This window comes from uncultured Cloacibacillus sp., assembly GCF_963926575.1.
Classification (GTDB): Bacteria; Synergistota; Synergistia; order Synergistales; family Synergistaceae; genus Caccocola; species Caccocola faecigallinarum.
The window spans coordinates 785731-812141 of sequence record NZ_CAWUXW010000003.1; the positions used below are offsets into that span (position 1 = coordinate 785731).

27 protein-coding genes are annotated in these 26411 nt (G+C 63.1%); 1 reads left to right on the plus strand and 26 read right to left on the minus strand.

Features of this window, described 5'->3' with window-relative positions:
* Positions 1-8: 8 nt before the first annotated feature.
* Positions 9-854: a MerR family transcriptional regulator gene (locus tag ABGT66_RS08855; RefSeq protein WP_346690217.1), complete on the plus strand. Its 846-nt coding sequence runs from the start codon at positions 9-11 to the stop codon at positions 852-854.
* On the opposite strand, the gene ABGT66_RS08860 is transcribed toward ABGT66_RS08855, so the two are convergent.
* The 26 genes from ABGT66_RS08860 to recR form a co-directional block, all read right to left on the minus strand.
* Positions 840-1439, minus strand: coding sequence for a DUF501 domain-containing protein (locus ABGT66_RS08860; protein ID WP_346690218.1), 600 nt, complete (start codon positions 1437-1439; stop codon positions 840-842). The two genes, ABGT66_RS08855 and ABGT66_RS08860, sit on opposite strands and share 15 nt — an antisense overlap.
* Before the next feature lie 2 nt (positions 1440-1441).
* The gene (locus tag ABGT66_RS08865) at positions 1442-1864 is read right to left on the minus strand and encodes a S1 RNA-binding domain-containing protein (RefSeq protein WP_294193004.1); all 423 of its coding nucleotides are present in this window, start codon (positions 1862-1864) and stop codon (positions 1442-1444) included.
* A gap of 115 nt (positions 1865-1979) precedes the next feature.
* Positions 1980-2345 carry a response regulator gene (locus ABGT66_RS08870; RefSeq protein ID WP_294193002.1) on the minus strand — a complete coding sequence of 122 codons (366 nt, stop codon included), beginning with the start codon at positions 2343-2345 and terminating at the stop codon, positions 1980-1982.
* 21 nt (positions 2346-2366) lie between these two features.
* Positions 2367-3200, minus strand: coding sequence for a GTP-sensing pleiotropic transcriptional regulator CodY (gene codY, locus ABGT66_RS08875; RefSeq protein WP_346690221.1), 834 nt, complete (start codon positions 3198-3200; stop codon positions 2367-2369).
* A gap of 30 nt (positions 3201-3230) precedes the next feature.
* On the minus strand, positions 3231-4145 hold the full coding sequence (locus ABGT66_RS08880; RefSeq protein WP_346690223.1) for a tyrosine-type recombinase/integrase: 915 nt from the start codon (positions 4143-4145) through the stop codon (positions 3231-3233).
* Between the two features lie 172 nt (positions 4146-4317).
* The gene (gene trmFO, locus ABGT66_RS08885) at positions 4318-5661 is read right to left on the minus strand and encodes a methylenetetrahydrofolate--tRNA-(uracil(54)-C(5))-methyltransferase (FADH(2)-oxidizing) TrmFO (protein WP_346690225.1); all 1344 of its coding nucleotides are present in this window, start codon (positions 5659-5661) and stop codon (positions 4318-4320) included.
* Positions 5645-7945, minus strand: a complete 2301-nt coding sequence (gene topA / locus ABGT66_RS08890) for a type I DNA topoisomerase (RefSeq protein ID WP_346690227.1) — start codon at positions 7943-7945, stop codon at positions 5645-5647. The genes trmFO and topA overlap by 17 nt, the downstream gene beginning before the upstream one ends.
* Positions 7946-7963: 18 nt before the next feature.
* On the minus strand, positions 7964-9061 hold the full coding sequence (gene dprA / locus ABGT66_RS08895; RefSeq protein ID WP_346690228.1) for a DNA-processing protein DprA: 1098 nt from the start codon (positions 9059-9061) through the stop codon (positions 7964-7966).
* Entirely contained in the window at positions 9046-10560 is a 1515-nt protein-coding gene (locus tag ABGT66_RS08900) for a YifB family Mg chelatase-like AAA ATPase (RefSeq protein WP_346690230.1), read from the minus strand. The genes dprA and ABGT66_RS08900 overlap by 16 nt, the downstream gene beginning before the upstream one ends.
* Positions 10557-11024 (minus strand): YraN family protein, encoded by a 468-nt coding sequence (locus tag ABGT66_RS08905; protein ID WP_346690232.1) that lies wholly within the window; start codon positions 11022-11024, stop codon positions 10557-10559. Before ABGT66_RS08905 ends, ABGT66_RS08900 begins: the two co-directional genes overlap by 4 nt.
* Entirely contained in the window at positions 11014-11598 is a 585-nt protein-coding gene (locus ABGT66_RS08910) for a ribonuclease HII (protein ID WP_346690234.1), read from the minus strand. The genes ABGT66_RS08905 and ABGT66_RS08910 overlap by 11 nt, the downstream gene beginning before the upstream one ends.
* Before the next feature lie 2 nt (positions 11599-11600).
* A complete protein-coding gene (locus ABGT66_RS08915; protein ID WP_346690236.1) occupies positions 11601-12434 on the minus strand; it encodes a GTPase in 834 nt (277 codons plus the stop codon).
* A 7-nt stretch (positions 12435-12441) separates the two neighbouring features.
* Positions 12442-12957, minus strand: coding sequence for a signal peptidase I (gene lepB, locus ABGT66_RS08920; RefSeq protein ID WP_303147428.1), 516 nt, complete (start codon positions 12955-12957; stop codon positions 12442-12444).
* Positions 12958-13002: 45 nt separating this feature from the next.
* The gene (dapF, locus tag ABGT66_RS08925) at positions 13003-13830 is read right to left on the minus strand and encodes a diaminopimelate epimerase (protein WP_346690237.1); all 828 of its coding nucleotides are present in this window, start codon (positions 13828-13830) and stop codon (positions 13003-13005) included.
* 135 nt (positions 13831-13965) lie between these two features.
* On the minus strand, positions 13966-14742 hold the full coding sequence (gene trpA, locus ABGT66_RS08930) for a tryptophan synthase subunit alpha (protein ID WP_346690239.1): 777 nt from the start codon (positions 14740-14742) through the stop codon (positions 13966-13968).
* Positions 14735-15919 (minus strand): tryptophan synthase subunit beta, encoded by a 1185-nt coding sequence (gene trpB / locus ABGT66_RS08935; protein WP_346690241.1) that lies wholly within the window; start codon positions 15917-15919, stop codon positions 14735-14737. The genes trpA and trpB overlap by 8 nt, the downstream gene beginning before the upstream one ends.
* On the minus strand, positions 15920-16525 hold the full coding sequence (locus ABGT66_RS08940) for a phosphoribosylanthranilate isomerase (protein WP_346690243.1): 606 nt from the start codon (positions 16523-16525) through the stop codon (positions 15920-15922).
* Positions 16518-17312 (minus strand): indole-3-glycerol phosphate synthase TrpC, encoded by a 795-nt coding sequence (gene trpC, locus ABGT66_RS08945; RefSeq protein WP_346690245.1) that lies wholly within the window; start codon positions 17310-17312, stop codon positions 16518-16520. Before trpC ends, ABGT66_RS08940 begins: the two co-directional genes overlap by 8 nt.
* The gene (trpD, locus tag ABGT66_RS08950) at positions 17309-18319 is read right to left on the minus strand and encodes an anthranilate phosphoribosyltransferase (RefSeq protein ID WP_346690247.1); all 1011 of its coding nucleotides are present in this window, start codon (positions 18317-18319) and stop codon (positions 17309-17311) included. Before trpD ends, trpC begins: the two co-directional genes overlap by 4 nt.
* A gap of 2 nt (positions 18320-18321) precedes the next feature.
* The gene (locus tag ABGT66_RS08955; RefSeq protein WP_346690248.1) at positions 18322-18906 is read right to left on the minus strand and encodes an aminodeoxychorismate/anthranilate synthase component II; all 585 of its coding nucleotides are present in this window, start codon (positions 18904-18906) and stop codon (positions 18322-18324) included.
* Entirely contained in the window at positions 18906-20390 is a 1485-nt protein-coding gene (locus tag ABGT66_RS08960) for an anthranilate synthase component I family protein (RefSeq protein WP_346690250.1), read from the minus strand. The genes ABGT66_RS08955 and ABGT66_RS08960 overlap by 1 nt, the downstream gene beginning before the upstream one ends.
* Positions 20391-20749: 359 nt before the next feature.
* The gene (gene xth, locus ABGT66_RS08965) at positions 20750-21553 is read right to left on the minus strand and encodes an exodeoxyribonuclease III (protein ID WP_346690252.1); all 804 of its coding nucleotides are present in this window, start codon (positions 21551-21553) and stop codon (positions 20750-20752) included.
* Between the two features lie 329 nt (positions 21554-21882).
* Positions 21883-23361, minus strand: coding sequence for an IMP dehydrogenase (gene guaB, locus ABGT66_RS08970; RefSeq protein WP_346690254.1), 1479 nt, complete (start codon positions 23359-23361; stop codon positions 21883-21885).
* Positions 23362-23387: 26 nt separating this feature from the next.
* Complete coding sequence (gene ispF / locus ABGT66_RS08975) at positions 23388-24587, minus strand: 2-C-methyl-D-erythritol 2,4-cyclodiphosphate synthase (RefSeq protein WP_346690256.1); 1200 nt, start codon at positions 24585-24587, stop codon at positions 23388-23390.
* Positions 24588-24593: 6 nt separating this feature from the next.
* Positions 24594-25733: a PIN domain-containing protein gene (locus tag ABGT66_RS08980; RefSeq protein ID WP_300262559.1), complete on the minus strand. Its 1140-nt coding sequence runs from the start codon at positions 25731-25733 to the stop codon at positions 24594-24596.
* 60 nt (positions 25734-25793) lie between these two features.
* The gene (gene recR / locus ABGT66_RS08985) at positions 25794-26405 is read right to left on the minus strand and encodes a recombination mediator RecR (protein WP_346690258.1); all 612 of its coding nucleotides are present in this window, start codon (positions 26403-26405) and stop codon (positions 25794-25796) included.
* Positions 26406-26411: the final 6 nt, after the last annotated feature.

Below are 26411 nucleotides of genomic sequence, written 5' to 3' on the forward strand. Positions count from 1 at the left end.
GCGAGAAGATGAAGGATTATTATAAAATCAGCGAAATCTCAAAGCTCTACGGCATAGGCGCGGACTCGCTGCGCTATTACGAGCGCGCGGGCATCATAACGCCGAAGCGCGGCGAGAACGGCTACCGCCTCTACGGCCTCAAGGACATATACAAGCTGAGCGTACTGCGCGACCTGATGGCGCTCGACTTTTCCGTCGCGCAGGCTAAGGAGTACCTTGACGGGCAGAACGTAGGAAAGACGCTCGCGCTTCTGCGGCGCGAGAGCGGCATACTGTCGGAGCGGCTGCGTGAGCTCGCGCAGAAAAAAGAGCTGATAGAGGAACGCATCGCCGTGCTCTCCGCGGCGCGGACGATAAAGGCGGGCGAGGCGACGGTCAAGACTCTGCCGGAGCGAAGCTGCGTCAGGATAAGCGAGCGCATAACGCGCGACGAGGAGATGGACTTCGTTATAAAGAAGCTCCACATGAAGCACGCGGACAAGATACGCGACCTCGGCAATCAGACGATAGGGGCGTTCTTCTCATCAGAAGCTCTCGCCGAGGGGCGTGCGAACGTCTACGACTCCGTCTTCTTCGTCCTCGACGAGCCGTGCGCCGGCGGCTTCACGCTGCCTGCGGGAGAATATCTCTCGTACTTCTATCGCGGCGGCTACGCGCAGAACGCCGCGCGGCTGCGCGAGCTCGCGGGCTGCGCGGCGGCGAGGGGATTTCGCGCCGCGGGCGAGCCGTTCGAGCTCTACGAGATAGACAACAGGGACACGATGCTCGAGGAGGAGTTCCTCACCGAGATACAGATGCGCGTGGAGCGCGCCGCGCCGGATAAAATTCAGGAAAATTCGTCAGTTGAAGGCTGAGCAGGAGCCCGAGGAGCATTCCAGCGGGCCTATCTCGGCTTCGAGCCACGCCGCTGCGGGATGGCGGCCCATGCCGAGCCACGCGGCCGTCTGGAGGTGCAGGCACTTCGGCGCGCAGCAGCCGCCGGAGTAGTTTATGCCGCCGACGCCGCTTTCGGCGAGAACGGCGAACTTCGCGGGATTTTCGCGTTCGAGCGCGAGCTTCGCGCCGTCGGGTATCAGCGACAGGCGCAGCGCCGCATAATCCGCGTGGTAGCGAGCCACGTCGTCGGGCATTGAGGCGAAGAGCTTTTCAAGCTCCGCTATTTTCTGCATGGATTCGAGCTCGCCGCAGCGCCGTTTGAGGAACGGGCAGGTGAGCCAGAAGAGGGTCGGGAACGGCTTCATGCCGCGCGAGAGCGGCGCGGAGACGACGACCTGCGGGAAGCCGAAGCGGCAGCGCCGCGCGACGGCGAGGACGTCGGCTTCGCCGAAGGCGCGTCCCCTGTTCTGCACGGTGAGCGCTGAGGCGTCGCCTTCTTTCAGGGCGTTCCAAAAAGCCGGAGGAGAAATCCCCTCCGGCTTAAATTCAGCAGCTTCCGCCAACGTTATCTTCTTCCCGAGAAGCTGTTGCCGCTGCGGCGCTTCGTGCCGCGCGGGTCCTTGCTCTTGCTGTTCAGGTCGGCGATCTTCTCGTCGCTGAACTTCATGAAGCCCGCGAGCTTCTTTTCGAAATCTTCCTCGCGGCGTGCCGGCGGGCGCACTTCTCTCACCTGCATGGCCTTGATAGACAGGTCGATACGTCCCTTGTCGTCGATCTTGATGACCTTCGCCGTCACCTTCTGTCCCTGCTCGAGGACGTCCTCGACCTTCTTCACGTAGTTGTGGGAGAGCTCGGAAATATGGACCATCGCCTTCTGTCCCGACTCAAGCCTTACAAAGGCTCCGTACGGCGCGATGTGCTCCACCGTTCCGCTGACCGTTTCTCCCACGCTTACCGCAGGCGCCGCTGCAGCCGTCTTTTCTGCCATCTGTGGTTTTGACCTCCAAAAAATGTGTGTTAGATAAATGCCGACAAATCTATAACTCCGCCTTTTCAGGCTACAAGGCGAATTTTATCATATTTTCGGCGTTTTGAGCCGTATTTCAGCGTTTCAGAGCACGCTGCAAAGCTTCGTCCACGCGCTCGGACTGGAACGGCTTCAGGAAGAAGTCGCTCGTCCCCGCGCGCACCGCCTCGATGACGAGATTCTGCTGGTTCATCGCTCCGACGGTGACGATTTTCGCGTTCGGATGCGCCGCCTTTATCGCCTTGAGCGCCGCGATACCGTCCATCTTCGGCATGCTGATGTCTATCGTCGCGACGTCCGGCAACAGCTCGTTGTACATCTTGACGGCTTCGGCTCCGTCCTCGGCCTCGCCTATCACCTCGTAGCCGCATTTTACGAGGATGTCCTTCAATATCATGCGCATGTGGACGGAGTCGTCCGCGATCATAACCCTCGCCTTCATTGCAGCGAGACCTCCTTCCGGCTATTTTGCCGCTATGCCGAGCTCTTCGAGGAAGAGCGGGCTGAGCACCTTGATGTAGGTGCCCTTCATGCCGAGGCTGCGGCTTTCGATGATTCCCGCGCTGCCGAGCTTTCTCAGCGCGTTGACTATGACGCTCCTCGTGACGCCGACGCGGTCCGCGACCTTGCTCGCGACGACTACGCCTTCGGGGCCGCCCAAATCTTCTATGATGTGGCGCACGGACTCGACCTCGGAGTACGAGAGCGCGCGCATCGCCATCTGAACGACGAGGCGTTCGCGTCCGCGTTCCTCTATCGACTTGCCCCTGTCGTTGAGTATCTCAAGGCCGACGACGGTCGAGAGATATTCCGCAAGGACGAGGTCGCGCGTGTCGAACGGGTAGCCGAAGCGCGCGAGTATCAGAGTCCCGAGCCTGTCGCCCGCGCCGTTGATGGGCACCATGACGACGTGCTTGTTCGAGTAGGCGCAGGGCTGGTCCGCGTAGGCGCAGAGGCCGTGGTCGGTGTGGTTGAGCACCGACTCGTGTATCTGGTTGACCTTATCGACGTATCCGGGGGGCATAGCGCCGTTCATGAGTATCTCCGCCATCAGTTGGCAGTCGTACTCGCTCGTCCACGCGTAGCCGAGTATGCGTCCGTCCTTGCTGATTATGTAGACGTTCGCGGCGGAGAGGTCGCACATGAGGCGCGCGAGCTTCGGATAGTCCGGGTTGCCGCGGTCCTTGCGCGCCTGGAGCACGCGGCTCACGACGCGCGTCTTCTCAAGAAGGTCCTGCATTGCCGCTTCGTCCGTTATCTTCGGGCGGTTCTCAAAAAGTTCCCTCGGTGTGTTCATGAAAAAATCGTCCTCCTTGACTTATGCCTCTTATGCTGTTTCCGAACTCTCGTCCGCCGATGCGAGCGGATGAGCAGATAAATAGCTTTTCTTAATCTGCGACGGCGTTATCCTCAGATAGCGCTGCGTCGCGGCGATGCTGTCGTGGCCCAGAAGGTCCTGAACGACCTTGAGCGGCGCGCCGTTCTCAAGCATGTGCGTCGCGTAGCAGTGGCGCAGCGTGTGCGGCGTGACGCCGTGGAGCCCGACGCGGCGCGCTGCGCGCGTTACGATTCTGTCTACCGTCCTGACTGTGAGCCGCTCCGCGCCTTTTTTGTCCGACGGGAACACCGGCCCGCCGCCGTCGACGCAGGTGATGTCGCGCCACTCCTCGAGCAGCTTCTGCGCCGGGACGCCGAAGGGCGCTATCCGCTCCTTCGAGCCCTTTCCCATGACGCGCAGTATTCGCTCGTCAAGCTCTACGTTCTCCCACTTCAGCCCTATGAGCTCCGAGACGCGCAGCCCCGCGCCGTAAAGCAGCTCGAGCACGAGCCGGTCGCGCCGGTATTGCTCCGCGCGTTCGTCCGGGCCCTGCGTCAGAAGCCTTTCGACGTCGGTGTACGATATGGCGCGCGGCAGAGCGTCGGGCTTCTTCGGCCCCTTCATGCCGGCCGACGGGTCGTTCGCCGCCCTTCCCGTCTCGGCGAGCCACGATGTAAATCCGCGGACGGCGGAGAGCCTGCGCGACGCCGACGTCTTCGCCTCGCCGACGCCGAGGATGCTGCGGAGAAATATGCTCACTGCCCTCGTGTCTATCCGTGCGACGTCTGTTATGCCCTGTCCTTCGAGATAATCTCTGAAATGTCGGAGGTCTACACGGTAGTTTATCCTCGTGTTCTCGGACCTGCCGAGCGAGCGAAGATAGTCTATGTATAGCTCGATGCATTCAGAAATATTCTCCGTCATGACAGGTATTCTAGCATGAAAATTGTAAATATCAAGGGAAATTTTAAGAAAATTCGCAAGTAAACGTCAAATATAAAAGATTCAGCAAAATGTCAATAGTTTTGGTCGAAAATGGAAAAAGCCGGACTTTTGCGTCCGGCTTTGCAATCCTCGCAGTTTTTGCGGCGCGGCGTCAATCCTGCGCGCGGAAGAGCGCGGCGCGCTCCTCGATGAATTTGTCGAGCGCCTCGAGCGAGCGGCGCGCGTAGGCCTCGCAGCGCTCGGTGCGCTTGCGTATCTTTTTCTTGCCGAGGCGCGGGAAGATGCCGAGGTTGACGTTCATCGGCTGGAAGCTCTCGGGCAGCGCGGTCTTGAGGTAATTCAGCAGCGAGCCGACGGCGGTCTCCTTCGGGAACTCGGGCATCTCTTCGCCCGCGAGCTGCGCGTAGGCGAAGACCGCCGCTGCGAGCCCCATCGCCGTGCTTTCGAGGTAGCCCTCGACGCCGGAGGCCTGTCCCGCTATGTAGAGCGCCTCGCGTCCGTTGAAGCGCAGGAAGCCGTCGAGCACGCGCGGCGCGCAGACGAAGAGGTTCCTGTGCATCACGCCCTTGCGCACGAACTCCGCGTGCTCGAGCGCCGGTATGAGGCGGAATACGCGCTCCTGCTCTCCCCACTTGAGGTTGGTCTGGAAGCCGACGATGTTGAAGAGCGTCCCTTCTGTGTTGTCCTGCCGCAGCTGCACGACGGCGTAGGGAGTTTCTCCGGCGTTCGCCGCCTCGAAGCCGACGGGGCGCAGCGGGCCGAAGAGCAGCGTCTGCTCGCCGCGCTTCGCTATCACCTCGACCGGCAGGCAGCCGTCGAAGTGGCGCATCTGCTCCTCCTCGAAGTCGTGGCGCGGCGCGGTCTCGGCGTTCACGAGCTCGCGCCAGAAATTTTTATATTCCTCTTCGTTCATCGGGCAGTTGATGTAATCGCCCTCGTCGCCGTAGCGGTTGGCCTTGAAGGCCTTCGTCATGTCGACGGTCGAAACGTCGACTATCGGCGCGACCGCGTCGTAGAAGTAGAGAAATTCCTCGCCGGTCAGCGAGGCGAGCTTCTCCGCCATCGGCGCGCTCGTCAGCGGCCCGGTCGCGATGATCGCGGGCTCTTCGGGAAGCTCCGTAAGCTCCTCGCGCACCAGCTCGATGTTCGGGTGGTTTGAAATTTTTTCGTCTATCATCGCAGCGAAGCGTTCGCGGTCTACGGCGAGCGCGTTGCCCGCGGGAACGCGCGAGCGTTCGGCGCATTCCATTATGAGGCTGCCCATGCGCGTGAGCTCGGCCTTCAGGATGCCGGCGGTGGTCGTCGTCTTTTCGCCGCCGAGCGAGTTGCTGCATACGAGCTCGCCGAGCATCCCCGTCTCGTGCGCGGGCGTCATCTTGTTCGGGCGCATCTCGTAGAGGCGCACCTTCACGCCGCGGCGCGCGAGCTGCCACGCAGCCTCGGAGCCGGAGAGGCCGCCGCCTGCGACCGTTACGGTCTTACATATCGCCGGCATCGTCCGCCGCCTCCGTTTCGCCCGCGTTCTGCGCGTTCTCTTCCTTGCCGGGCTTCTTCCACGCCACGTAGTCGCAGTCGGGGTAGCGGTTGCAGCCGTAGAAGAAGCGCCCCGCCATCTTGCCCTTCGTCGCCTTGCGGCGTATCAGCTCGCCTTCTCCGCACTTCGGGCACTTGATGCCCGTGCCCTTGACTATCTTGCGCGTGTAGCGGCACTCCGGATAGCCGGTGCAGGCGATGAACTCGCCGAAGCGCCCGCGCTTTATGACGAGGTCGCGCCCGCACTCGGGGCACTGCTCGCCTATGAGCTCCGGCTCGGGCCTCATGCTCTCGCCGTGCGCCGCGACTTCGTCGACGGCGGGCTTGAACTCGTGCCAGAAGTCGGCCATGAGCTTCTTCCACTCGATGTCGCCCGACTCGACCTGGTCGAGCTCCTGCTCCATCTCCGCTGTGAAGCCGACGTTGATGAGCGTCGGGAAATATTTGACCAGGAAATTATTGACGAGCCGCCCGAGCTTCGTCGGGTTCAGCCGCTTGTCCTCCTCGCCGCGGTCCACGTAGCCGCGCGCGAAGAGCGTCTCTATTATCGTCGCGTAGGTCGACGGACGGCCTATGCCCTTTTCTTCGAGCGCCTTGACGAGGCCGGCCTCTGTGTACTGCGGCTGCGGCTGCGTGAATTTCTGCTCTTTCTCTATCGCGTCTATGTTGAGCGTCTCGCCCTTGACGGCGGGCTCTATCGTCACGTCCTTGATGCCGAGCGGGTAGACGCGGCCCCAGCCGTCGAAGGTAACGACGACGCCGGACTGCTTCATCTGGTAGCCGCCAGAGCTGCATACGACGCTGGTGCGCGCTACGACGGCGTCCTTCATCTGGCTCGCTATGAAGCGGCTCCATATCAGCTCGTAGAGCTTGTACTGCTCGGGCGTGAGGTATGGCTTCACGGACTCGGGCGTCAGAGACGCGTCGGTCGCGCGTATCGCCTCGTGCGCGTCCTGCGCCTTTCCCTTCGGCGTGTACTCGTTGGGCGACGCGGGCAGATATTCCTCGCCGAAGCTCTCGCGTATGAAGGAGCGCGAGGCTTCGAGCGCCTCGGGCGCGAGGCGCAGGCTGTCGGTGCGCATGTAGGTGATGAGCCCCGTCGGGCCGCGGCCCGGAATTTCGACGCCCTCGTAAAGCGCCTGCGCGATGCGCATCGTGCGGCGCGGAGCGAAGCCGCAGCGGCGCGACGCCTCCTGCTGGAGCGTGCTGGTCTTGAAGGGCGGGTTCGGCTGGCGCTTGCTTTCCTTCGTTCCGAAGTCGTCGACGACGAGCCGTCCCGCGCGTATCGCGGCCTCGGCTTTGTCCGCCTCCTCCTCGCTGCTTATCGTAACGGGCTTGCCCTCGAATTTTTCCACGCGGAGCTTGTAGCCGCGCTTCGCGTCGAGGCTCGAAGCCGCCACGTCGAGCAGCCAGTATTCCTCTGGGATGAAGCGCTCTATCTCTTCCTGGCGCTCGCAGACTATGCGCAGCGCGACGGACTGCACGCGCCCGGCGGAGAGGCCGCGCTGCACCTTGTACCAGAGCAGCGGGCTGAGCTCGTAGCCGACGAGGCGGTCGAGCACGCGGCGCGCCTGCTGCGCCTCGACAAGGTTCATGTTTATCACGTCGGGCTCGGCTATCGCGCTTTTGACGCCGTGGCTCGTGATTTCGTGCATTCTTATGCGGCACTGTTTATTTGTGTCGATGTCAAGCAGCGTCGCGAGGTGCCACGCTATCGCCTCGCCCTCGCGGTCGGGGTCGGAGGCGAGCAGCGTCCCGGCGCTCGCCGACGAAGCGCCCTTGAGCGTCTTTATGAGGTCGGCCTTGCCGCGCACCTGTATGTACTCGGGCTCGAAGCTGTTCTCGATGTCTATCGCCATGCGTCCCTTCGGAAGGTCGCGCACGTGGCCTATGCTCGCGAGCACGCGGTATTTCGGGCCGAGTATCTTTTCGAGCGTCTTGGCCTTCGCGGGGGACTCGACTATTACGAGCGTCTTTCCCTCGTACTGCGCAAATTTCTGGAGCTTCGCGGACGTTTTCGACGCGGCCTTCTTAGCCGGAGCTTTTTTCGCCGCGCTTTCCTTCGTCGTCTTTTCGGCGGCGCGCTTGGTCGCGCTCTTTTTCGCCGTCGTTTCTTTTTTAGCGGCTGTTTCCTTTTTCGCAGCGGCGCTCTTCGTAGTTTTCTTCGCGGGAGCTTTCTTCGCCGCGCTCGTTTTTGTTTCGCCGGTCGCCGCCGCTTCCTCCGCGGCTTTTTTTCTGACGGCCATCGCAGCCACACCTCTCTTTTATAAGTTGCCCTTTACGCCGTAGCGTCCTGCCGAGGGCATATAGACGAGCCCTTTCGCGGACATTAGCGTGATGTTTTTCAAGATGTCAGCGGCGCTCATTTTAACGGCAACAGATATATTGTCAATCGTCTTTTCGCCGTTCGCCGCAAGATAGTCGAAAATTTTCCTTTCTTCATCGCCGAGCGACGCCGCGCGCGCCTCGGGACGCGCCGTGCCTTCGTCCTCCGCGGCCTGCGCGCCGCAGGCGGAGAAGAAGGTCTTTTCGTTTATGTACGGATACGCGCCGTCGTAGATGAGCGCGTTCGTCCCCTCCGCGTTCGCGTCGGTGATGCGTCCAGGCACGGCCCATACCTCGCGCCCGAGCTCGAGCGCGAGCCGCGCCGTTATCATGGAGCCGCTTTTCAGCGGCGCTTCGACGACTACGACCTTTTCCGCAAGCGCCGCGACTATGCGGTTGCGCTGCGGGAAGTGCCACGGGTCGCCGCCCGCGCCTATCGGGAATTCCGTGACGAGAGCGCCGCGTTCGCAGATTTTTTCAAAGAGCGCGCGGTTCGACGCGGGATAGGCGACGTCGATGCCCGTGCCCATCACGGCGAAGGTCGTGCCGCAGGCCTCGGCGCAGGCCGACTGCGACTCGCAGTCCACGCCGAAGGCTCCGCCGCTGACGAGCGTCACGCCGTAACGCGCGCAGGCCTCGCCTATCGAGCGCGCGGCGTTTTTGCCGTAAATGCTCGCGCGGCGCGTGCCGACCACCGCGACGCATTTGTCCGCGGTGCTTAGCCGTCCGCGCACGTAGAGCGCGAGCGGCGCGTCGCGCAGGTCGAGCAGCCGAGCGGGGTAATCCTCGTCGTCTATCGTAATTATGCGCGCCCCAAGCTTCGCGGCGCGCTCCGCTTCGTTTTCCGCCCACGCGCGCGCTTCAGCCTTGCGTATGCGCGCGAGCTGCTTTTCGGTGAAGAACATCGCAGCGGCGTCTATCTTCGAAGGGCTCCACAGCTCGCGCCACGGGACGCCGAGCGCCGCGAATTTCGCGAGCGCCTGTGAGTTCGCATTGACGTAGTTGAGCAGCAGCAGAAATTTCAGCCGTTCATCCACGACGTGGCCTCCCCTTCCCTGTACCCCGCCGCCTCGGCGACGTGGCGCACCTCTATCCGCGGCGCGGCTTCGAGGTCCGCAATCGTGCGCGCGACGCGCAGCACGCGCGAGAGGCCGCGCCCGGAGAGCTTGACGCGCTTGAGCGTTTCGAGTATGAAATCGCGCACCTCGGGCTTCATCGACGCGTTGCGCCGCAGGAATTTTTCCGGAATTTCTGAATTATATGAGAAGCCGAAGGGCTTCCACCTCGCGCGCTGTATTTCGCGCGCCGCCGTTACGCGCGCGCGCACCTCCGCGCTCGTCTCCCCGCCGCTCTCGCCGAGCGAGACGAGCTCCTCGGGCGTGAGCCGCGGCACGGGGATGTGAAGATCTATTCTGTCAAGTATCGGCCCCGAGAGCTTGCGGCGGTAGCGTTCGAGCGACGCGGCGCTGCATATGCACTTCTGCTCAGGGTCGCCCGCGTAGCCGCAGGGACATGGGTTGCATGCCGCGACGACGAGCACCTTCGCGGGATACGTGACGCTGCCCGAGACGCGGCTGACGGTTATCGAGCCGTCCTCAAGCGGCTGGCGCAGCGCCTCTATCACGTCGCGCTGGAACTCTGGGAACTCGTCGAGGAAGAGCACGCCGCGCGAGGCGAGGCTTATCTCGCCGGGGCGCAGCCACGAGCCGCCGCCGCATATCGCCGCGGTCGTCGCCGTGTGATGGACGGCGCGGAACGGGCGCTCGCGGCTCAGCACGAAGGGCAGCCCCGCCGTGCTGCGCAGCATCATAACCTCCATCAGCTCGTCGTCGGAAAGCGGCGGCAGTATGCCCCTCAGCGCCTTCGCGAGCATCGTCTTGCCAGAGCCGGGAGAGCCGATGAACAGTATATTGTGGTGGCCAGCGGCGGCTATTTCGAGCGCGCGCTTCGCCGCGGCCTGCCCCTTAATTTCGGAGAAGTCTGGGTCAGCGGCCGGCACCGCGCATTCTATTTCGCGTTTTTCTATCGTTTCAAGGGATTTCTCGCCGCGCAGGTGCATGACGAGGCTTTGGAGGTCCGGCACGCTCCACGCGCGGACGCCCTCGACTATCGAGACCTCGGCGGCGTTCTCCGGCGGCACGAAGAGCTCCATGCCGTTCTCGCGCGCGAAGAAGGCCGCAGGCACCGCGCCGCGCACGCCGCGCAGCCTGCCGTCGAGCGCAAGCTCGCCGATGTAGAGCGCGGGACGCTCCGTCCGCACGCGCCCCGCCTTCTCGGCGAGAGCTACAGCTATCGGCAGGTCGAGCATCGCGCCCTCCTTGGGCAGGTCTGCCGGGGCGAGGTTGACCGAAACGCGCCCGCGCAGCAGGACGTTCACGGTACGCAGCGCCGCGCGCACGCGCTCGCGCGCCTCCTTGACCGCCGTGTCCGGCAGGCCGACGACGGCGAAGGCCGGCATTCCGCCCGTTATCTCCGCCTCGACCTCCACAGCGGCCCCGGTCATGCCACGAAGCGTAAGTCCCGCGACGTTCCTCATATTACCGACTCCGTTATGCTCTTAATCAGCTCTATGTTCATTTCGCCGCCGTCGTACAGCGTCACGGCGACGAGGTCGATGCGCCAGAAGCCCATGTAGTTCGCGTCCTGCGTCCAAAGCTCCGCCGCGCGCGTAAGCCTTTCAAGCTTGACCGGGCCGACGGTGTCCTCGGGCGCGGCCACGGGGTTCGCGCGGCGCGCGCGCACCTCGGCGAAGACGAGCTCGTCCCCGTCGCGCGCGATTATGTCTATCTCGCAGCGGCCGACGCGGACGTTTCTGTGCAGAATCGTATAGCCGAGCCCGGCGAGGTAACGCGCCGCCGTTTCCTCCGCCGCGGCGCCGAAGGCCAGATGCGCGGGCCGTTCCTTCGTTTCGCGCGGTTTTTCCGCAGCGCGCGACGCGCCGCAATTTTCGCGCGCGACGGATTTTTCAAGCGCGCGCATGACCTTCGCGTTAATCCTCATCGCCGCCAGCCCCTCTGAAAGAAAGACGATGGACGGGCGATGGCCCGTACTCGGCGACGAGCGCGCGGTGCAGCGCGCTCGGATAGCCCTTGTGCTTCGCAAACTGATACTGAGGATAAATTTTGTCGAGCGATTCCATCACGCGGTCGCGCAGCACCTTCGCGGCTATCGATGCCGCGGCTATGGCGGGCACGCGCGAGTCGCCCTTTATCACTGCCTTCTGGCGGACGGCGAGCCCCGGCACGAGACGGTTGCCGTCGACAAGCACGAGGGTCGGGCGCACGCGCAGCCGCTCGACGGAGCGCTTCATGCACCAGAGCGAGGCGTTGAGGATGTTTATCCTGTCTATGACGCGCGGCGAGGCGGCCTGCGCGCGCCATTCGACGCCCGCTTCGCACATCGCCGCGAAGATTTTTTCGCGTTTTTTAGCTATCAGTTTTTTTGAATCGTTGAGGCCGAGCGATAAAAGCAGCTCGCGCTGCTCTATTGTCAGGACGGCGGCGGCCGCGACGACCGGCCCCGCAAGGGGGCCGCGCCCCGCCTCGTCCGTCCCCGCTATGACGTAGGGCGGCACGCCTACAGCTCCTCCCAGAGCGGCGCGTCGCCGGGGCGCTCGAAGCTCATGCGCCCGAAGCGCCCGTTCGCGAGCGCGTCGAGGAAGGCGCGCCCAGCGCCCTCCATGTCGACCATCCCGCCTTGCGCGAGCCGTCCGAGCCTGCGCCCGACCTGTTCGAGAATTTCGACCGGCGCGCCCTCGGCGCTAATGCCCCAGAGCTTTTCGACGCCGTTCCATAAATTTTTTCTGATGAGGAATTCTATGCAGTCCTTCGCGTGCTCCTCGAAGCTGCCGATCACCTGGCTGCGCGAAGAGCCTATCCACGAAATCATGCGGTGCGCGCGCGCGTCGGCGTGCGGGTCGAGGATGCCCGGCGAGTCCACGAGCAAAAATCCGTTGCCGCCGAACCACGATACGCCCTTCGTGACGCCAGGGATGCCTCCGACGCGCGCGGCCTTGCGTCCGACGAGTTGGTTTATCAGCATGGACTTGCCGACGTTCGGCGTGCCGACGACCGCGACGCGAAGCTCGCGGAACGACGGCTTTTTCTTCGCGAGCGCAACGCGCACGCTTCCGGCCCCGCCCTTGCGCAGGTCAAGCGGCCACGCGGGAAGCCCGCCGCCTTTAAGGTAGGCGGCCCATTCTTTCGTAATCTTTTCGTCCGCGAGGTCGGCCTTTGAAAGCACCGCCATCGTCTCTATTTTCCCTTTGAAGAGCGATAGCATCGGCGACGAGGTCAGCCGCGGCGCGCGCGCGTCGCGGACCTCGATGAGCAGGTCGACCGCCGAGGCGAGCGCCTCGAGCTGACGCCGCCCCTTCGCCATGTGGCCGGGGTACCATACGGTGCGCGGCATCGTGCGGCTATTCCATGAATCCTATGCGCGAGACGGGCCAGTATCGGAATACCGCCGGGCCGCGCATGAAGCTCTCGGGCACGAAGCCCCAGAAGCGCCCGTCCTGCGAGTTCGGCCTGTTGTCGCCGAGGCAGAAATAATGCCCCTCCGGCACCTTGACGGGGGCCATGTTGTAGCTGTCTGTGTTCTTGACGTAGGGCTCGAAGACCTCCGTGCCGTTGACGAAGACCGTGCCGTTGCGCATCTCGACGGTGTCGCCCGGCAGGCCTATGACGCGCTTCACGAAGTCGCGCCGCGGGTCGACCGGATATTTGAATACCGCGATGTCGCCGCGCTCCGGGCCGTTGTTCGGAAGATGGTACCAGAATTTAAGGACGAGCACCCTGTCGCCTATCTCGAGCGTCGGTATCATGGAGCCGCTCGGAATCCAGAAAGCCTGCACTACGAATGTGCGGAGTATCAGCGCCAGGACGACAGCCCAGAGTACCGTCTCTATCGTCTCTCGCCACCACGGTTTAGGCATTGCATCTACCTCCATAAATCTTTTGCCAGCGGCAATGATTTTTCATTATAAGAGCGCCTCGGGGAGAATCTCAAGCTCCGCGGTCATCAGCATCGCGCCTTCGAGCTTCGGGAAAACCGTGCGCCCGTCCTCCGAGAGCGCGAGCTTCACGACGTTCACGCCGCCCGGGTTCGTCACGCGCACCTCCGCGCCGCAGAGGCCGAGCTGCATCGCGGCGATCGCAGAGGCGGTCGAGCCCGTCCCGCACGAGAGCGTCATATCCTCGACGCCGCGTTCGTATGTCATTACGTCGAGGCCGCCGTCCGCGGCGACGGCGAAGTTCACGTTCGTACCGCGCGGGAACAAGTCCGCGCGTCCGCGTATCGCGCGCCCGAGCGGGGCGTAGTCCGCGAAGGCCCGGCTGCGTTTCTCCTCGAATATGACCGTGTGCGGCACGCCTACTATTATATATGTGTATTCGTAATCGACGCCCTCGACAGTGACGCAGCCTCTCTCAACACCGTCTAGCGATACCGGCGCGAGCTCGAGCGCGGCCATGCGGCCGTCGACCGAGGCGCACACCTCGCCGCCAAGCGTCTCGAAGCGCATCGACGGAGATTTTACTATTCCCTTCTCGAAAGCGTAGCGCGCTATGCAGCGCGCGCCGTTGCCGCACATTTCGCCCTCCGAGCCGTCGCTGTTGAAGAGGCGCATACGGAAGTCCGCGCGTTCAGACGGCTCGACGACGAGCAGCCCGTCCGCGCCGACCGAGAGGCCGCGGCGGCAGAGCAGCCGCGCGAACCGCGCCAGCTCCTCCGCGCCGTATGCGAGCGTCCTGTTGTCAATCATTATGAAGTCGTTGCCGTTTCCGTTCATCTTCGTGCAGCTGAGCATAGCGGGGCGAGCCTCCTTCCGCTCTCTTAACAAAGGTATTTTAGCATAAAGATTACAGTGCGGCGTCAGCGCAAAAAAGCGGACGAAGCCGAAAAGCCCCGTCCGCCGCGTCGTTTTGTTCCTCGCGCGAAAAATTTACGCGCCGTGTACGGCCTCCGCCATCTCGCGCACGTACTGCGCGACCTGCGGCACGCACTCCTCGCCGTACTTTTCGCAGAGCTTGACTATCGCGCTGCCGACTATCGCGCCGTCGGACTGCGAGGCCATCTTTGCCGCCTGCTCCGGCGTCGATATGCCGAAGCCAAAGGCGCAGGGGATGTCTTTCTCGCGCTTGACGAGGCGCACCATCGCGCCGACGTCCGTCGTTATCGCGCCGCGCACGCCCGTAACGCCGAGCGACGAAACGCAGTAGACGAAGCCCTCGGCTTCGCGCGCTATCGTCGCTATGCGCTCGTGCGAGGTCGGCGCAATCAGAGAGACGACCTCGACGCCGTGCCTGCGGCACGGGACGGCGAACTCTTCCTTCTCCTCAAACGGCACGTCTGGCAGTATGAGGCCGTCGACGCCCGCCGAGGCCGCGGCTTCGGCGAAGCGCTCTATGCCGTAGGAATAGACGACGTTCGCGTAGGTCATGAAGGCGAGCGGCGTATCCACGCGCGCGCGGATGCGGCGCGCAGTCTCGAGTATCTTGTCGGTCGTCGCGCCGCCGCGCAGCGCGCGGACGTTCGCGGCCTGGATGACCGGCCCCTCCGCGGTCGGGTCGGAGAAGGGTATGCCGAGCTCTATGAGGTCGGCTCCGGCCTCCGCCATCGCGCAGGCGAGCTCCTCCGTTACGGCGAGGCTCGGGTCTCCGCAGGTGATGAATGGTATAAAGGCTTTGCCCTTTTCAAAGGCGCGTCTGATGTTACTCATGCAAATCCTCTCCTCTGTACCGCGCTATCGCCGCGCAGTCCTTGTCGCCGCGTCCCGAGAGACAGACGACGATTATTTTGTCCCTTCCCATCTGCGGCGCGATCTTCATCGCGTGCGCGACGGCGTGCGCGCTCTCGATTGCGGGGATTATGCCCTCCGTGCGCGCGAGATACTCGAAGGCCTCGACTGATTCGTCGTCGGTGACGGGGACGTACTCGGCGCGGCCCGTGTCGTGCAGGTAGGCGTGCTCGGGGCCGATGCCGGGATAGTCGAGCCCCGCGGAAATCGAATAGACCGGCGCGATCTGCCCGTAGGCGTCCTGACAGAAGTAGGACTTCATGCCGTGGAAGATGCCGAGCCGCCCCGTCGCTATCGTCGCCGCGGTCTCGGGCGTGTCGACGCCGCGCCCAGCCGCCTCGCAGCCGATGAGCTTCACGGACGGGGCCCCGATGAAGTTGTAGAAGGTCCCGATGGCGTTCGAGCCGCCGCCGACGCAGGCGAGCACGGCGTCGGGCAGCCTGCCCTCGGCCTGCGCAAGCTGCTCTTTTATCTCCTTCGATATGACAGCCTGGAAGTCGCGCACTATCGTCGGGAAGGGGTGCGGCCCCATGCACGAGCCGAGGACGTAATGCGTGTCGGCGATGCGGCGCGTCCACTCGCGCATCGTCTCGCTGACGGCGTCCTTCAGCGTCCCGGTGCCGCTCTCGACGGAATGGACGGTCGAGCCGAGCAGTCTCATGCGGTAGACGTTGAGCGCCTGGCGCTCGATGTCCTCGCGCCCCATGAAGACTTCGCACTCCATGCCGAAAAGCGCCGCCGCCGTCGCCGTCGCGACGCCGTGCTGCCCCGCGCCGGTCTCGGCGATGAGGCGCGTCTTTCCCATGCGCTTCGCGAGGAGCGCCTGCCCGAGCACGTTGTTTATCTTGTGCGCGCCGGTGTGGTTCAGGTCCTCGCGCTTGAGATATATCTTAGCGCCGCCCAAGTCCTCCGTCATGCGCTTCGCGAAGTAGAGCCGCGACGGCCTGCCCGCGTAGTCGTTAAGCAATGCAGCGAGCTCGCTCCGGAAATCCGCGTCGTCCTTGTACCTATTGTAAGCCTCTTCAAGCTCGATGACGGCGTTCATCAGCGTCTCGGGAATGTACTGCCCGCCGTGTTCGCCGAACCTTCCTCTGCTCATCTATGAAAACCTCCTGACGGCGGCGACAGCCGCTCTGATTTTTTCCAAGTCCTTAAATCCGTCCGTCTCCACCCCGCTGCTCATGTCGAGCGCGAAGGGGCGCAGCTTTTCCATAACCTCCGCGGCGTTCTCCGCGCCGAGGCCGCCCGCTATGAAGCAGGGGCGCGGGAAATTTTCCGCGAGCTTCCAGTCGAAGCGCCGCCCCTCGCCCTGCCCGCCGTCGAGCAGGACGTAATCCGCGGAGCTTTGCGCGGCGCGCCGCACGCCCTCTTCGTCCTTCACGCGGAAGGCCTGAATAATCTCGCAGCGGCAGAGCGCGCGCAGATTTTTTATATATTCCTCATCCTCGGAGCCGTGGAGCTGCGCCGCGCGGATTGTGCCGCAGCTTACGAGCTCCGCTATAACCTCGGGCCGCTCGTCCACAAAGACGCCGACGGGCGTAATTTCAGGCGACAGCCGCAGAGCGAGCTCGCGCGCCCTGTCGGGGGAGACGTTCCTGCGGCTCTTCGGGAAGTTCACGACGAATCCTGCATAGTCCGGTTTCGTTTCGTTGACGAAATCTATATCGCACTCGCGCGAGAGGCCGCAGATTTTTATTTTAGTCATCGCGCCGTCCTCTCAGTTCGTCGAGCGCCGCGCGCTTGTCCGCCGCTCGCATCAGCCGCTCGCCGACGAGCACGGCGTCCGCGCCGCAACGGCGCAGCTTTTCTATATCCTCGGGGCCGTTCACTCCGCTCTCGGAGACGAAGACTATTTCGCGCGGGACGAGCGGGCGCAGCCGCAGGCTTACGTTCATATCCACCTTGAAGGTTTTCAGGTCGCGGTTGTTGACGCCGACGATGCGCGCGCCCGCGCCGAGCGCCAGCTCCGTCTCCGCCTCGTCGTGGACTTCGACGAGCGCCGAGAGATTCAGCTCGTGCGCGAGGGCTATATAGTCGCGCAACGCAGCGCCGTCAGTCAGCGAAACTATAAGCAGCACGGCGGAGGCCCCGAGCACCGAGGCAGAGTATATCATGTACTCGTCAACCGTGAAATCCTTGCGCAGCACGGGGATGCGCGCCTCGTGCGCTATCTCGCGCAGATATTCGTCGCTGCCCCTGAACCAGAAGGGCTCCGTCAGGCACGATATCGCGGCCGCGCCCGCCGCCTCGTAGCCGCGCGCGATGTCGAGGTAGGGGAAATCCTCAGCGATGAGCCCCTTCGACGGCGAGGCACGCTTCACCTCGCAGATGAACGAAACGTCGCCGCCGCGCAGCGCGTTCTCGAAGGCGCGCGGAGCTCTAGCCTTCGCCGCCTCTTCCGCGGCGCGGCGCACATCCGCGAGCGGCGCGCGCTTTTTATCCTCCGCGACGCGGATTTTAGTTCTTTCTGCTATTTTCTCTAAGATGTTCATTTATTGCTCTCTTTTATAAATTCTTCGAGCTTGCGAGCCGCCGCGCCGGAGTCGATTATCTCCTCCGCGGAGCGGACGCCCGCTTCGAGGCTGTCGGCCTTGCCGCCGATGTAGAGCGCGGCACCGGCGTTGAGGCATACGGCGCTGCGCTTCGGCCCGCGATCCGCGCCGCCGAGTATCGCGCGCGTTATCTCCGCGTTCTCGGCGGGCGTGCCGCCGACGAGCTCGGACTTCGCGCAGCGCTCGTAGCCGAAACGCTCGGGCGTAAGCTCGTAGGACTGGAACCAGCCGTCGCGAATCTCGCATACCGTCGTCGGTGCGCTCATAGAAATTTCATCGAGGCTGTCCTGTCCGAAGACGACCATGCCGCGCGAGACGCCGAGGCGCGACATGACGTGCGCGAGCGGCTCGACGAGCGTCTCGTCGTAGACGCCCATCAGCTCGCGCTTCGCGCCCGCGGGGTTCGAGAGCGGGCCGAGGATGTTGAATACCGTCCTGATGCCGAGCTCGCGGCGCACAGGCGCAACGTATTTCATCGCGATGTGGTAGTTCTGCGCGAAGAGGAAGCAGATGTTTATCTCCTTCAGCAGCTGCGCGCTGCGTTCCGGCGAAATCGTGATGTTCACGCCGAGCGCCTCGAGCACGTCCGCGGCTCCGCACTTCGACGAGGCGGCGCGGTTTCCGTGCTTCGCAACCGCGACGCCGCCCGCCGCCGTGACGAGCGCCGCCGTCGTCGAGATGTTGAAGGAGTTCGCGTGGTCTCCGCCCGTGCCGACTATTTCGAGCGCGTCTACGTCGTGCAGCAGCCTGATGCAGTGCTCGCGCATGCCGACCGCCGAGGCGGTTATCTCGTCCGTCGTCTCGCCCTTCAGCGAGAGCGCCGTGAGGTAGGCCGCCATCTGCACGCCGCTCGCCTGCCCGTTCATTATCTCGTTCATGACCTCGCGCGCCTCCGCAAAGGTCAGGTCCTCTTTCTTCGAAAGCTTTACTATCGCCTCTTTAATCATCTTTATTTCCTCCCGGCCTTCGCCGCATCTATAAAATTCTTCACTATCGCAGCGCCGTCCGGCGTCATCACGGATTCCGGATGGAACTGCACGCCGCAGACGAGCCGCCGCACGTCCTCGAGCGCCATTATCTCGCCGTCTTCGGCGCGCGCCGTGACGCGCAGCGATGGCGGCAGGCTGTCCTCGACGGCCGCGAGCGAGTGGTAGCGCGCCGCGGGAAATCCGCTCTTCATGCCCCTGAAGAGGACGCTCTCGCCCTCGAGCGAAATTTTCGATACCTTGCCGTGCATGAGCGTCCTCGCGTAGGATACGCGGCCGCCGAGCGCGGAGCAGATAACCTGCATTCCGAGGCAGACGCCGAAAATCGGTATCTTCCCCGCGAAGCGGCGCACGAGCGCGGGGCAGACGCCGGCATCCTCGGGACGCCCCGGCCCAGGAGAAAGGAATATCGCCTCGGGCGCGAGCGCGGCGGCCTCGTCGGCCGTCAGCGCGTCGTTGCGCTCCACCATCACGTCGGGCGAGAAAGCCCCCGCGAGCTGATAGAGGTTGTAGGCAAAGCTGTCGTAGTTGTCTATAAGCAGAAGCATTATCTTAATCCTCCTTCGGCGGCGCGCAGCGCGCGGACGACCGCCTGCGCCTTGTCAGCGCATTCGCGGAACTCGCGCTCCGGTTCGCTGTCGGCGACGATGCCCGCGCCCGACTGGACGCAGACGCGCCCGTTCTGCTTGTAGGCGAGCCGTATCGCTATGCAGGTGTCCATGTTGCCGCTGAAATCGAGATAGCCGACAGCGCCGCCGTAAATTCCGCGCCGCCCGCCCTCGAGCTCGCGGATTATCTCGCAGGCGCGTATCTTCGGCGCGCCGGACAAAGTGCCCGCCGGCAGTATCGAGTCCACGGCGTCCACCGCGTCCCTGTCCTCGCGCAGGCGGCCCGATACCGTCGAGCCGATGTGCATGACGTGCGAGAAGCGCAGAACGTCGAGATAACGTTCGACCGTCACGCTGCCGAGGCGGCAGACGCGCCCGACGTCGTTGCGTCCGAGGTCGACGAGCATGTTGTGCTCGGCGAGCTCCTTTTCGTCGGCGAGCAGCTCGCGCTCGAGCTCCGCGTCCTCAGCCTCGTCCGCGCCGCGGCGGCGCGTGCCCGCGAGCGGGAATGTGTAAAGCACTCCGTCCTCAAGGCGCGCGAGCGTCTCGGGCGAAGCGCCCGCTATCTCTATATCGTCGCTCGAGAAGTAGAACATGTAGGGCGACGGGTTCGTCGTGCGCAGCACGCGGTAGGTGTCGAAGAGGCTGCCCTCCGCCGCCGCGCTCAGCGGGTTCGAGAGCACTACCTGGAATATGTCGCCCTCGCGGATATATTTCTTCGCGCTCTCCACCATCGAGCAGAATTCCTTCTTCGAGAAGCGCGGCGCGAGCTCCTCCTTCAGCTTCAGCGGACGGAAGACGGCCTTCGCGCCGCTCGTAAGCAGCGACTCCATCTCGTCGAGCGACTTCCACGCGCGCAGATAGCCAGCGTCAGCGTCGTCCGCAGGAACGCCCGCTATGAGCAGCAGCTTCTGACGGTAATGGTCGAATGCGATCACCTTGTCGAAAAGCATCAGGTCCGCGTCGCGGAAGTCGCCGCACTCTCCGCCGCAGCGAAGCGTCGGCTCCGCGTACTTGAAATATTCGTATGAGAAATAGCCGACGAGGCCGCCGCAGAAGGGCGGCATTCCTTTGATTTTCGGGCTCTTGCGTTCGCGCAGCACCGAGCGTATCGCCGCGCCCGGATGCTCCGTCTTTTCAGTCCGTTCCCTGACCTCGCCGTCGCCCGCCGCCTCGCGGACGCGCAGCACGCCGTCCGTGCAGGTCAGCTCGAGCTCCGGCTCGTAGCCGAGGAACGAATAGCGCCCCCAGCGCTGGTTGTTCTCCGCGCTCTCAAGCAGAAAGCAATGCCTGCCCGCCGCGCGCAGAGTCCTCATAACCTCGACCGGCGTAAACCTGTCGGCGTACAGCTCGCGGCAGACGGGAATCCTCTTGTACTCGCCGTTCTTCGCGAGCCTCTTGACCTCTTCAAGCTCGGGATACATAAAACTACCTCCGTTCGCTGCCGGAGGGCTGGAACTAAAAAAGCCCGTCCCGGCAGATATTTAGTCTGCCAAGGACGGGCTGAAAATTCCCGCGGTGCCACCTTGCTTCACGACTTTGCGTGCTCTTAGCGAGATACCATCATATCTCCGGCAACTTACGCATGCCCCCGCGTCGCGTCATACTCGGCTTACGCCTTTCCCCGCGCCCTCAACGGTCCATTTGCCTGTCTGCGTTCCGCCCGCTCTCACCAACGCGGACTCTCTGTTGGCGCCCGACAGACTTTATCTCCGTCTCACCGGTTTCGGTCTCTATAAACCACGCCGTAGATTATATAGAAAATCTTACAGCTGTCAACACTTTATAAATCGTAATCGAACTCCGCCACGACCGCCGTGTGGTCCGACGGCTTCGCCGCGGCGCGCAGCTCGCGCTCGACGCTCACGGAGCGGCAGAGCGCGGCGGCGCTCCTCGTGCCGAGCACGTGGTCTATGCGCCAGCCGATGTTGCGCGCGAGCGAGTCCTTTATGCGGTAGTCCCAGAAGGTGTACTCGCCCTCGTTCGGCAGATGCTCGCGGAATATGTCTACGAGCCCCCACTCCATCGCCGAGGCGAGCGCGCGCTTCACGTCCTCGTGAAAGCAGACGTGGTTCTTCTTATTTTTCGGATTCGCGACGTCGATCTCCGACGGAGCGACGTTGAGGTCGCCGACCCAGACGACGAGGTCGTCAGGCGTGCAGCGCCGCTCGAGCAGAGCGCGCACGCGCGCGATGAAACGCAGCTTGTAGGCGTAATCTGGATGCTCGATATCCTTCCCCTGCGGGATGTATGTGTTCAGCACGAAGAGCTTCCCGAAGCGCGCGAAGGCCACGCGCGCAGCCTCGGACTCCTCGCGTCCCTCTTCGCCGGCGTCTCCGAGGCCGAACGAAATTTCGTCAGGCTCGCGCTTCGACATCACCGCGACGCCGTTGTAGCTCTTCATGCCGCGGTAATTGCAGAAGTCGAAATAATCCTCGAAGAAGTAAGCGGGGAAATCCTCGTCGACGCACTTCGTCTCCTGAAGGCAGAGTATGTCGGGCGCGCCCTTCGTCTCGAACCACTGGATAAGCACGGGAATGCGGCTCTTTACGGAATTGACGTTGAACGTAGCTATCTTTAGCGTCATCGCTGCACCTCGCAAAAATATATTTTCGCGCCACAATTATACAGCCGCCGCGCCGCCGTGAGGAAGAGCCGTGAAATTTCCGCCGCGCCGCAACGCGTGCGAAATCTCCGCAGCGCGCCGAAGGCGGCGCAGAGCGACGGCGCGGACGCAGAGCCGTCGGCGGCTCCGGCAATTACGCGCGGCTTCGCAAAGCCGCCGCGCGCGCCCAAACTCCGCGGCGTTTCCGCAACGCGAGGCAAAGCGGCGCGCGTTCACGCAGGCGCGCCGGATTTATGAAAGAGTGCAAAAAAGCGGACGCTTCCGTGAAACGTCCGCTTCGCTCTTAAATTTTATTCCGCCCAGTAGTTCGGGGCTTCCTTCGTTATCACTACGTCGTGCGGGTGGCTTTCCTTCATCGAGGCTGCCGTCACCTGCACGAAGTGCGAGTCGCTGTGGAGCCGCTCGATGGTCGGCGCGCCGACGTAGCCCATACCGGCGCGGATTCCGCCGACCATCTGGTAGATGACAGCAGAGATCGGCCCTTTGTGCGGAACCATTCCCTCTATGCCTTCCGGCACGAGCTTGTCTTCCTGAGCGCCCTCCTGGAAGTAGCGGTCCTTGCTGCATCCGCCCTTCATTGCGCCGAGCGAGCCCATGCCGCGGTAGCTCTTGAACGAACGCCCCTTGTAGATGACTGGTTCTCCCGGGCTTTCCTCCGTTCCGGCGAAGAGCGAGCCTATCATGACTACGTCTCCGCCCGCCGCGAGCGCCTTGACTATGTCGCCGGAGTAGCGGATTCCGCCGTCTGCGATGACTGTCTTGCCGAGGCGGTGCGCCGTCTCGGAGACGTTCATTACGGCAGCGACCTGCGGAACGCCGATGCCTGCGACGATTCGCGTCGTGCATATAGAGCCTGGGCCGATGCCGACTTTGACTCCGTCCGCGCCGGCGGCTATAAGCGCTTCCGCGGCTTCGGAGGTCGCGATGTTTCCGCCGATGAGCGGAAGGTCGGGGTATTCTTTGCGCAGATATGCCACCATGTCGATGACCATCTTCGAGTGTCCGTGCGCGGTGTCGACTATGATGACGTCGACTCCGGCCTTGACGAGAGCCGCCGCCCTGTCCTTAGCGTCGTGGCCGACGCCTATCGCCGCTCCGACGCGCAGACGCCCGTGGCAGTCCTTCGCGGCATTCGGGAAGGCCTTCGCCTTCAGTATGTCTTTTATCGTGATGAGCCCTTTGAGCACGTTGTCCTTGTCGACGATGGGAAGCTTTTCGACTTTGGAGCCCATGAGGATGCTCTTCGCGTCGTCGAGCGTCGTTCCGACCGGGGCTGTGACGAGGTGATCCTTCGTCATTACGTTGGAGATCGGCTGGTCGAGGTTCGTGACGAAACGCAGGTCGCGGTTCGTGATTATGCCGACGAGGCGTATTCCGTCGTCGACGACGGGAACGCCGGAGATGTGGTAGTGCTCCATGAGCTCGACCGCGTCGCGTATCGAGTCTGACGGATGGCGGTAGAAGGGGTCGACGATGACGCCGGACTCCGAACGTTTTACCTTGTCGACCTCGACCGCCTGAGCTTCGATCGGAAGGTTCCTATGCAGTATGCCGATGCCGCCTTCGCGCGCGAGCGCTATCGCGAGGCGAGCCTCGGTGACGGTGTCCATAGCCGCGCTGCATATCGGGATATTGAGGTCTATCTGCGGCGTCAGCTTCGTCGCCACATTGACGCCGGAGGGCACCACCTCGCTGTATCCGGGGACAAGAAGCACGTCGTCGAATGTAAAGCCGCGATAATCAACAAATTTCCCGCTGTTCTTCTCCATTTTCACATGTCCTCCATAAGATTGATTTAATAAAAATTCTGGCGGGGCGCGCCAGCCGGAAGCGCGCGCACGATCGTAGCCACGCCGTGGCATATCATGCACTCTCCCCTTCCTGCGCTGCCGCAGTGTTCCGCCGATTTCACTTTCATGTTGAAGATTCTTTTTTCGCAGTCCCCGCCGAGTGCGCCGTTCATGCTTTCGATGAACGCGGGGACGAGATGGCCGAGCTTCGGTTTCTGAGCGCAGAGCGTAACGTCGACCCATTCTGCGCGCCAGCCCTTCGCCGCAAGGAGTTCGAGCACCGTACGCAGCAGCGCCATGCTGTCCGCACCGCGCCATTTTTCGTCAAACGCAGGAAAGAGCGTGCCGATGTCCGGCTCTCCGGCCGCGCCGAGCAGCGCGTCCATCACCGTATGAGCGACTAGGTCTGCGTCCGAGTGGCCGAGCAGGCCGTAGGAAACGCCTTCGACCTGGACGCCCGCGATTATCAGCCGGCGGCCCTCTGCAAGCTGATGTATGTCGTAGCCGTGGCCGGTCCGCCGCTCGACCTCTGCGCCGCCGCGCGTGAGCGCCAGCGCAGTATTCCAGTCGAATTGCGAGGTTATTTTGAAATTCATATCTTCGCCCTCCACTGGTACGAGTTTTTTACCCGCCGCAAGCCACAGCGACGCTTCGTCCGTTCCGCCGTCTGGCGAATTTTCCATCACTTCGATAAGTTCGCCGAGCGGAAAGGCCTGCGGCGTCTGCGTCCTGAAATACAGCGACCTGTCCGCGATTCCGGTTATTTCGCCGTTTTTTACGACTTTCAGAGAATCCGTGGAAGGAAGCAGCGGCACGGCACCCGTTCCTTCACCGGTAGAAGCGTCCATAAGCTTGAGGCAGAGCCTTTCGCTTATAAAAGGGCGGGCCCCATCGTGCACCAGCACGTGCGGCCCGCGGCACGCTCTAAGCCCTTTTATCACGGATTCGCTTCTTGAACATCCGCCCGCAACGAGCGTCAGTCCGATCTTCTCCGCCTCGCCGGCAAGAGAGGCGAGACTTTCGCGCGGCACTGTCATAACGATGTCCAGGACGCGTCCGGCGCGGCGCAGCCTGTCGGCAGTCTGGAACGACCAGCGCCAAACAGGCATGGCGCCGAGCGTGCGGAACTGCTTCGGCACGCCTCCGAGGCGGCTGCCCGAGCCGCCCGCAGTTATGAGAAAAGACCAGTTCGGCGAGCCAGTCATCCCCGCCTACGGATGTATGCGTCCGAAGATCATGCGCCCGGCGGAAGTCTGGAGCATAGAAGTGACTGTAACCTTGACGCGTTCGCCCACGTGGCGGTAGCCGTCCTCGACCACGAACATCGTGCCGTCGTCGAGGTAGCCGATGCCCTGGTGGTTCTCCTTGCCGAGGCGGATGATGTCTATCTCGATTTTCTCGCCCGGCAGGAGCATCGGCTTCAGCGCGTTCGCGAGGTCGTTGACGTTGAGCACGTCCACGCCCTCGATCTGCGCGACCTGGTTCAGATTGTAGTCGGTCGTGATGACCTTGCCGCTGAGGCGGCGCGCGAGGACGACGAGCGCCTCGTCTACCTTGTCGCGCTCAAGCTCGCGCAGCGTCACTTCAGGTATCTCGACAGTCAGCCCCTTGACCTTCTGGAGATCCGTAACGACGGAGAGGCCGCGGCGTCCGCGCGTGCGGCGCATCGGGTCCGTCGAGTCCGCAACGCCCTGGAGCTCGGCGAGGACGAAGCGCGGAAGGACTATCGTCCCCTCGATGAAGCCGGTCTTCGCAACGTCGAGGATGCGGCCGTCAATTATCGCGCTCGTGTCGATTATCTTCGCGCAGGACGACGCAATCTGCATCTCCTCGGGCGCGGGGCTTTCGCCCTTCTTCTTCGAGCGCGTGAGCTTCGACTTTATGTCGATGTTCGTCAGTATGTTCCAGAAATCGTCGCCGCGCTTCGCGAAGAAGCGGACGCCCCAGTAGCCGAGCGCGACGTTGAGCAGCACCGCCACGTAGACGCCGATTCCTCCGGGAAGCTTCGCCAGCGGTATCGCGATGAGGTTCGCGAGAAGCAGGCCTATGATCAGCCCTATCATGCCGACTATGAGATCCGGCACGCTCACATTCTGTATTTTGGACTCGAAAAACTGACCGAATTTCTTGATAGACCACCAAAACAGAGGTGCAAGTATAAAGCCGAAAGCCGCCGATGCGAGGACGATCAGGACGCCCGCCCCTATCGGGTGTATATCCGTCGCCGCGGGCCACCAGTTTTCCGCTATCATCAGCAGATAGAACTGATAGCCGGCCGCGCCGCAGATAAAGACCATTACCGCTGTGACCAATCTTTTCATCACCTTGGACAATTCAAGGTCATGCCGCATAAAATCTCCTCCTTTCCAGTACCTTAGATTTTTTTCGATTTATGCGTGCTTTGCCGAAAACTATTCCGCCGAGCCGTTCATCTCCTTCCGAGCCTCCATCGCCATGTGCAGCGTAACGCGGTCGGCGAAGCCTATGCTGCCGCCGGCCGGCAGGCCGTACGAAAGGCGCGAGACGCGCACAGGAAGCCCCTTGAGCGCCTCCTGCACCGAATAGGCCGTGAGGTCTCCTTCTATGCGCGGCGCGGTAGCGAGGATTATCTCCTGCACGCCGCCCTCCTCAACCCTGCGGCGCAGCCTTTCGAGGCTCTCTTCGGGAATCTCCTCGTCGTCGAGCGGCGACGTTCTGCCGCCGAGGACGTGGTAAAGGCCGTTGAATATGCCCGCCTGCTCCATCGCGACGCAGTCCTCTTCGTTCTCGACGACGCATATCAGCCGCCTGTCGCGCAGCGGATCGGTGCATATCGCGCAAGGGTCGGCGTCCGTGACGGCCCCGCACTCGCTGCACCGGCGGATGTTCTTCGACAGAGAGAGCACCGCCTCGCCGAAGCCGCGTATCTTCTCCGGCTCCTGGCGCAGAAGGTAGAATACCATGCGCCGCGCGGTCTTCTCACCGACGCCGGGGAAGCGGCTCCATTCGTTTATAAGTGTCTGAACGGGCCCTGGAAGCGCCAAGACGCG